Annotated in this window: 6 protein-coding genes; 5 read left to right on the plus strand and 1 reads right to left on the minus strand. The window is 54.3% G+C overall.

Going from position 1 to position 7,709, the window contains the following annotated elements; all coding sequences use genetic code 11:
- From AACZ40_RS27060 to AACZ40_RS27075, 4 genes are all read left to right on the plus strand, one after another.
- Nucleotides 1-497, plus strand: a 497-nt coding sequence (locus tag AACZ40_RS27060) for an FAD binding domain-containing protein (protein WP_339676679.1), incomplete at its 5' end; no start/stop codon positions are given.
- A 71-nt stretch (nucleotides 498-568) separates the two neighbouring features.
- Nucleotides 569-1,075: a (2Fe-2S)-binding protein gene (locus AACZ40_RS27065; protein ID WP_291180261.1), complete on the plus strand. Its 507-nt coding sequence runs from the start codon at nucleotides 569-571 to the stop codon at nucleotides 1,073-1,075.
- Nucleotides 1,075-3,369 carry a xanthine dehydrogenase family protein molybdopterin-binding subunit gene (locus AACZ40_RS27070; protein WP_291180263.1) on the plus strand — a complete coding sequence of 765 codons (2,295 nt, stop codon included), beginning with the start codon at nucleotides 1,075-1,077 and terminating at the stop codon, nucleotides 3,367-3,369. The genes AACZ40_RS27065 and AACZ40_RS27070 overlap by 1 nt, the downstream gene beginning before the upstream one ends.
- A gap of 18 nt (nucleotides 3,370-3,387) precedes the next feature.
- Complete coding sequence (locus tag AACZ40_RS27075) at nucleotides 3,388-3,651, plus strand: MoaD/ThiS family protein (RefSeq protein WP_291180266.1); 264 nt, start codon at nucleotides 3,388-3,390, stop codon at nucleotides 3,649-3,651.
- A gap of 906 nt (nucleotides 3,652-4,557) precedes the next feature.
- On the opposite strand, the gene AACZ40_RS27080 is transcribed toward AACZ40_RS27075, so the two are convergent.
- Nucleotides 4,558-4,938, minus strand: coding sequence for a response regulator transcription factor (locus AACZ40_RS27080; protein ID WP_291180268.1), 381 nt, complete (start codon nucleotides 4,936-4,938; stop codon nucleotides 4,558-4,560).
- A gap of 241 nt (nucleotides 4,939-5,179) precedes the next feature.
- Between AACZ40_RS27080 and AACZ40_RS27085 the strand changes: the two genes are divergently transcribed.
- Nucleotides 5,180-6,466 carry an adenylosuccinate synthase gene (locus AACZ40_RS27085; protein ID WP_291180270.1) on the plus strand — a complete coding sequence of 429 codons (1,287 nt, stop codon included), beginning with the start codon at nucleotides 5,180-5,182 and terminating at the stop codon, nucleotides 6,464-6,466.
- Nucleotides 6,467-7,709: the final 1,243 nt, after the last annotated feature.

Here is a 7,709-nt window from a genome sequence, read left to right on the forward strand (position 1 = left end):
CGGCATTGATCGCCCTGGAAGCAACGGTAGTGATTCAGGGGCCTGCAGGAAGCAGAGAAATTCCCGTGGATCAGTTCTGTACCGGACCGGGCAAGAATGTCCTGGAACCGGGCGAGATTATTGTCGAACTCAAATTTCCACCGCGGCCTGGGCATAGCGGCTCGCATTACCGGCGGTTCATTCCCCGGAATGAAATGGACATCGCTGTGGTCGGCGTGGGGGCCTCCGTGGTTCTGGACGAGAGTGGCGAAAACTTCGTCTCCGCCCGCATTGGTCTGGGAGCCGTTGCTGCGAAACCATTTTATGCCCAGGAAGCCAGCGAACTGCTGGCAGGCCAGCCTGTGAATGATGAGACGATCAAAAAAGCAGGAGAGGCGGCACGGTCCGTGATTAAGCCGATTACGGACATGCGGGGAACCGAAGAGTTCCGCCTGCATGTGACAGGCGTGCTCACCGAACGTGTCTTGAAAAAAGCGGTCGAACGTGCTCGCGGTTAATTCCTCAACTGACTGCTGTCTCACTCAATCAACAAAATATTAATAGATCATTTTTGAATAAGGACTTTTCGATGGCGAAGAAACGGATCGTAACCGCGACTGTCAATGGGCGGGAAGAGGAATTCCTCTGTCAGCCACGGCAGACATTGCTCGAAGTCTTACGAAACACACTGGGTTTGACCGGCGCCAAAGAAGGTTGCTCGAACGGTAACTGTGGCGCCTGTTCCGTGGTGATTGACGGGAAAGCCGTCAATACCTGCATGGTGCTGGCTGTCGAAGCAGAAGGTGCCAATATTGAAACGATTGAAGGCCTGGCGCCCGTCGATGGACTGGACCCGCTGCAGGAAGCGTTTCTGGAAAACGCGGCACTGCAGTGTGGCATCTGCACTCCCGGTTTTATCATGTCTGCCAAAGCGTTTCTGGATGAGAATCCGAACCCGACCGAAGAAGAAATTCGTTTTTCGATGGCGGGCAATCTGTGTCGTTGCACCGGTTACGACAAGATCGTGCGTGCCATCCAGCAGGCTGCAGAAACACGATGTGCTCAATCTGCCTCATGTGAGAAGGAGACTGTCTAATGGCGACCATTGATGAAACCAGAACCGCAGAAGGTAGCGAAGAGACTCCTAAATATAAAGTGATCGGTACCCGGCCGATTCGTCATGACGGATCAGACAAGGTCACCGGCCGTGCGTTGTACGGTGCGGATATCAAAGTCAAAGGCATGATCTTTGGCGCGGTGCTGCGGAGCCCGCATGCGCATGCGAATATTAAATCGATTGATACCTCAAAAGCCGAAGCTTTCCCGGGTGTGCGCGCCGTTGTCACCAGTGCGGATCTGCCGGAACCCGGTGATAAAATTGCCGAGCTGGGGGAAGGGGCTGTCGTCCTGAACCATCTCAGCAGTAACAATCTGGCCCGCACCAAGGTGCTTTACAAAGGACACGCAGTTGCTGCGGTTGCTGCCGACAATCTGCATATCGCACAGGAAGCAGCCAGCCTGATCGAAGTCGAATATGAAGTTCTGCCTCCCGTGATGAATGTGCTGAAAGCGATGGAAGATGACGCGCCTGTTTTGAATCCGGATGTGCGGACGGAAGAAGCCTCCACAGGCGAAACAGGGGACAAGCCGAGTAATATCGCCAAGCATATCGTGTTTGAAAAAGGGGATCTCGAAAAAGGATTCGCCGACGCCAAATATGTTGTCGAACGCGAATTTCGCACATCGACCGTGCACCAGGGTTATATCGAACCGCACGTTGCGACCGTATTGTGGAACAACGATGGTCAAATTACCGTCTGGACTCCGACGCAAGGCACGTTTTCGGTTCGCTCGCAGATGGCAGAGTTATTGCATGTGCCCCTGGCCCGCGTGAAAGTGGTCCCTGCAGAAATTGGCGGGGGATTTGGTGGCAAGATTTCCGTTTATCTCGCACCAGCGGCTGCCGTCTTATCCCGTAAAGCAGGGGTTCCCGTTCAAATTGTGATGGACCGGGCAGACGTGCTGCAGGCAACCGGCCCTACTCCCGGTTCCTTTATCAGAATCAAGATGGGCGTCGATGCAGACGGACGTCTCACCGCTGCCGAGGCCTGGATGGCTTATGAAGCAGGCGGTTATCCCGGTTCTCCGATTGGTGCCGGCGCCATGTGTGTCTTCTCCTGTTACGATATTCCCAATGGTCGCGTCGAAGGTTATGACGTCTGCGTCAACAAGCCCCGTACCAACGCGTATCGCGCGCCGGGAGCGACCAACGCTGCCTTTGCCACGGAGACCGTGGTGGATGAACTGTGCGAACAGATGGGCATGTCCCCCCTGGAATTCCGTCTGTTGAATGCTTCGAAAGAAGGAACCCGCCGCATAGACGGGGTGACGTATCCCCGCATCGGTCTGGTGGAAACGCTGGAAGCGATCAAAAACAGCGAGCATTATAATACGCCGCTGACCGGTGAAAATCAGGGACGGGGCATTGGTTCCGGTTTCTGGTTCAATGCGGGTCTGAAATCGGCCGTGACCGCGACCGTCAACTCGGATGGTTCGGTTGGTCTACTGGAAGGTTCTACCGATATCGGCGGCTCACGCACCGCGATTGCCATGCAGTTCGCAGAGGCAATCGGGCTGGCAGCGGAAGACATCAAACCGGCCGTGGTGGATACAGACAGCGTAGGCTATACCGACGTGACCGGCGGAAGCCGCGTGACCTACGCGACAGGCTGGGCCGCTTATGAAGCTGCTCAGGATCTGAAGCGCCAGATCGTCAGCCGGGCAGCTGAGCTGTGGGAAGTGGATCCGGATCTCGTGTCTTACGAAGATGGTTCAGTCATTGGCCCCGACAAATCCATGACCTTCAAGGAGATTGCCATCGAATTATCTCTGGGAGGTGAGCCGCTGGTGGGGCGTGGTGTTTCCAATCATAACGAACCTGGCGGCGCCTTTGGTACGCACCTGGTCGATGTGGAAGTCGATCCTGATACCGGCAAAGTTGATATTCTGCGTTACACCGCGGCCCAGGACTGTGGAACAGCAATTCATCCTGCGTATGTCGAAGGACAGATTCAGGGGGGCGCGGTACAGGGAATTGGCTGGGGGTTGAATGAAGAATACTGGTATGACGAAGCAGGCAGCATGCGAAATGCCAACTTCCTCGACTATCGGATCCCGACCTGTTATGACCTGCCGATGATCGATCCGATTATCGTGGAAGTGCCCAACCCGGGGCATCCCTATGGTGTGCGGGGCGTGGGGGAAGTTCCCATCGTACCGCCGCCAGCGGCCCTGGAAGCGGCCATTTATGACGCGGTCGGCGTGCGAATGTATGAACTGCCGATGTCACCGCCGCGGGTTCTGCATGAACTGTTGAAGAAAGAATCCTGATCAGGAACGGAAGCTGCTATGCCTCGTCTGTTTATTCCACCGCTGCTCAAACCCTATTGCAAAGGAGCAGCGGAAGCCGTCGTGGAAGGGACCACCGTCAGGGAGGCGGTGGAGTCTTTAGACGAAATGTATCCCGGCGTCAAAGAACGACTCTGCCCTGAGGGCACACTCAGGGCGGGGCTCGCAGTCACCGTCGACCAGAACGTGACCCCTCGCGGCCTGTCTGAAAAGGTGACACCCGAAAGTGAAATCCATTTTCTCCCCGCAATCGGCGGCGGGTGAGCAGAATTAAAACCGGGTGACCCCGGATGTAATCCGGGTTGTCGCAGACAACGGGAGGTGGCAGTGTTGATGATGTCTGGTGAGAGAACGTGCCTCATTTTCTGAACTGAAGAGGCAGGTGGCGTTGCTTTGGGCCGATCGCTGCAGCAGGGACCTCTTGCTCGCTGCGCTCGTACCGGATTTCATCCGGTAGCACCCAAGACATTCTTGGAACCCACCTTTTCCGGGTGACCCCGGATGTAATCCGGGGTTGTCGCAGACAACAGGAGGTGACAGAGTTGTTGGTGCCTGATGAGAGAACGCGTCTCATTTTTGGACTGAAGAGGCAGGCGGCATTGCTTTGGGTCGATCGCTGCAGCTGGGACCTCTTGCTCGCTGTGCTCGTACCGGATTTCATCCGGTAGCACCCAAGACTTTCTTGGAACCCATCTTTTCCGGGTGACCCCGGATGCAATCCGGGGTTGTCGCTAGACAACGGGATGTGGCAGTGTTGGTGATGTCTGGTGAGAGAACGTGCCTCATTTTCTGAACTGAAGCGGCAGGCGGCATTGCTTTGGGCCTATCGCTGTAGCAGGGACCTCTTGCTCGCTGCGCTCGTACCGGATTTCATCCGGTAGCACCCAAGACATTCTTGGAACCCACCTTTTCCGGGTGACCTCGGATGTAATCCGGGGTTGTCGTGAGACAACAGGAGGTGGCAGTGTTGGTGATGTCTGGTGAGAGGACGCGACTCACTTTCTGAACTGAAGAGGCAGGCAGCATGGCCTTGTCCCGATCGCTGCAGCTGGGACTTCCTGCTCGCTGTGCTCGTACCGGATTTCATCCGGTATCACCCGTTTTCGCGCACTATTTACTATAGGAACTTCCCAGTTACCTTCAGAGTTAACTACGCTCTATCAGGGTGGTTTATTCCGGTTTCAACAGTTTATTGACTGCTTTGACCAGGTCTTCGATGTGGTAGGGTTTGGCGACGAAGAGATCGACGCCGCGATCGAGGGCCAGTTCGCGGTATTTGGGTTCGCTGTTTCCCGTCACCATAATGACGCGGGGGGCCCGCTGTTTGTAGTTGGTGATGCTGTCGAGGACGGCGAAGCCGCTGCGACGGGGCATGACCAGATCCAGCAGGACCAGATCGGGCGCGTCGCGCTCGATTTTCATCAGGCCTTCGTTTCCGTCGTGGGCGATGAAAACTTCGTACCCGGCGGCTTCCATGGCCATTTGCAGTGGTTCGGTCAGACCTTCGTCATCGTCAATAATCAATACGCGTTTTTGAGGAGTTATGTTCATTATCCTGCTGAAATTTCCTGGTCTGGCCCGCACGGAGGCGATCTGTACAAGGAATTATATCAACACTGGCAGCGAAAATCCAATTATTAAGATCAACCTGGCGCGTGGCGCTCCCCAAATGGGATGTGGTTCGATAAAATGGGCCGGTGCGCGCCTGGAGTGCGCCCTGTCTGTTTGCTTCTGAAGCAGGCAGGATAGTCTTATTCTCAGTTTTATTTTATCTAACCAGCGGGATAGTGTTGTGTCAGCGACGTCGGTAATTGGATTACAGTGGGGCGATGAAGCCAAGGGCAAAATTGTAGATTTACTCTCAGAGCAGCACGAAATCGTGGTGCGGTACCTGGGGGGGAATAACGCAGGTCACACTGTCAAATTTGATGGAAAGACTTATAAGCTCTCACTTTTACCGGCGGGAGTCCTGAATCCGAATGTCACCTCCGTGATTACGGGAGGGGTGGTCATCAATCCCAAGGCCTTCCTGCAGGAAATGGCGTCCATTGTCGAGCAGAATGGTCCGATTGCAGCCAGTCGGCTGCTGATCAGTGACCGGGCCCATGTGATTTTTCCCTATCATATGCAGGAAGAAGTGGTTTTCGAGCAGAGTCGCAAGGAAAAAGCGATCGGCACGACCATGCGGGGGATCGGGACCTGTTACCGCGATAAAGCGGGCAGAACCCACGCCATTCGGATGGGGGACATGGTTCGTCCGGAATTTTTCCGCAGCCGTCTGGAAGAAATCGTCCCCTACAAAAACAAGATTTTTCAGGCCCTCGATCCGGAAGCGGAGCCATTGGATGTCGATGCCATCTACGAAGAATATTCGGGTTATGCAGAGCAATTGAAGGATCATGTCGTCGACACCAATACGTATCTGTTAAACGCGGTCGCTGAGAAGAAAAAAATTCTGTTCGAAGGTGCCCAGGGAAGCCTGCTGGATATCGATCATGGAACGTTTCCCTATGTGACCTCTTCTAACAGTTCCGGTTGTGGAATTCACAATGGAAGTGGTGTCTCCGAACGCTATATCGATAAGATGATTGGAGTTGTGAAGGCCTATACCACACGGGTGGGGGGCGGCCCCTTCGTCACCGAACTGCATGATGAAATCGGCCAGCGCATCCGTGACGTGGGGAACGAATATGGTACGGTCACCGGTCGGCCTCGACGCTGCGGCTGGTTCGATGCCGTCGCGACCCGTTATGGTGCCAACATCAGTGGCGTGGACTGCATTGCCGTTATGCTGCTGGATGTCTTGAGTGGTATGGATGAACTGAAGATCTGCGAAGCCTATGACGTGAATGGCAAGCAGGTCATTGACTTCCCCAGTCATATTCTCGATCTGGAACAGGCCAAGCCCGTATACCGTACCATTGCGGGCTGGAAAGAAGACATCACCGGCATTCGTAAGATGGAAGATCTGCCGGAAAATGCGATTGCTTATATCAAGGCGATTGAGGAAATCATCGGCAAACCGGTAGAAATTGTTTCCGTCGGCCCGGACCGTGAGCAGACGATTCTGTTGAAGTAAGCTCCCGTTTTTTCTCAGCTGTTGTTGTTCTATGGGCGTCCCTCATTTTCAGAACTGATGAGGCGGGTTGCTTATTTTGTACCGATCGCTGCAACTGTGACCTCCTGCTCGCTGCGCTCGTACCGGATTACATCCGGTAGCACCCGATGTTCAAGCACATCAAATATATTTGGGTGACCCTGGATGCAATCCGGGGTTGTCGTAGACAACAGGAGGTGGCAGTGTTGGTGATGCCTGGTGAGAGATCGCCCCTCATTTTCTGAAATGAAGTGGTATGCAGCATTGCCTTGTACCGATCGCTGTAGCTGCGACCTCCTGCTCGCTGCGCTCGTACCGGATTGCATCCGGTACCACCCCGTACTCGCTGGAATCAATCTTTTGCGGGTGAAACTATGAAAGAAGCTCGAACCGGTGGTGATAACAGGACTCGTGGCGGCGGTGTCTGTCGGATCTGATGGTTTATCCCTGCATCGTACTGAGCACCGGTGATTGATATTCAGCTGGGCGTGCTGCTGCGTTTCAGTAATATTGGTCGGGTGACTGTTCGCATTCTCTGATGTCGGGCTGACAGCAGTCGTCAAATTCGTCGGCGCTCGCGGTTCAGACTGTGTCCAGTTCTAATACAACGTCTCCAAAGCACTTTGGACCGGGTAGATTGGATTGAGGGATGCTATGGTTGAATGTGATGCGCTCTGTGCTGTATCCAGTTTTACTACAACGTCTCCAGGGCACTTTGGACCGGGTAGATTAGATTGAGAAACGCAACGCCTGAATGTATTGCACTCAAGATTGCGGAAATGCAGGCGATACGATTAATCATTTTTTATGCATCGTCCATTCTGCCCTGATTCAGGGCGGGGAGTCCGGACATGCGGTTCGGGAGGGAGTTGTTCATGATTCATAATGCTTACTCTGTCAGTGAAATTCTGAAGAAGAGGATGCCGATTTGCATTCCGATGATCTGTGATCTTCGCGAAGGGCGTGACGCTGTCAAGAGGATTCAAAAACAAACGGGGTGGCGATACGGGTTGACAGGGAACCGATGTGCGGCGGTGCTGAGGCGGTACCGGGACGAAGCTTTGCGATGTGTGGCGACCCGCAGGATAACATCTCGAACGGGTGCGGTTTCAGGCAGTGAAGATCTGGAAAAAACAGGCTCATTTGTCATGAAGATCAAGAACAGGTGGCCCGTGTTTCAGTGCACTGTAAACTGGGCACGCGCGCGACTCAGAATAGCGCTTAT

It is taken from the genome of uncultured Gimesia sp., assembly GCF_963972345.1.
In the GTDB taxonomy this organism is placed as follows: Bacteria; Planctomycetota; Planctomycetia; order Planctomycetales; family Planctomycetaceae; genus Gimesia.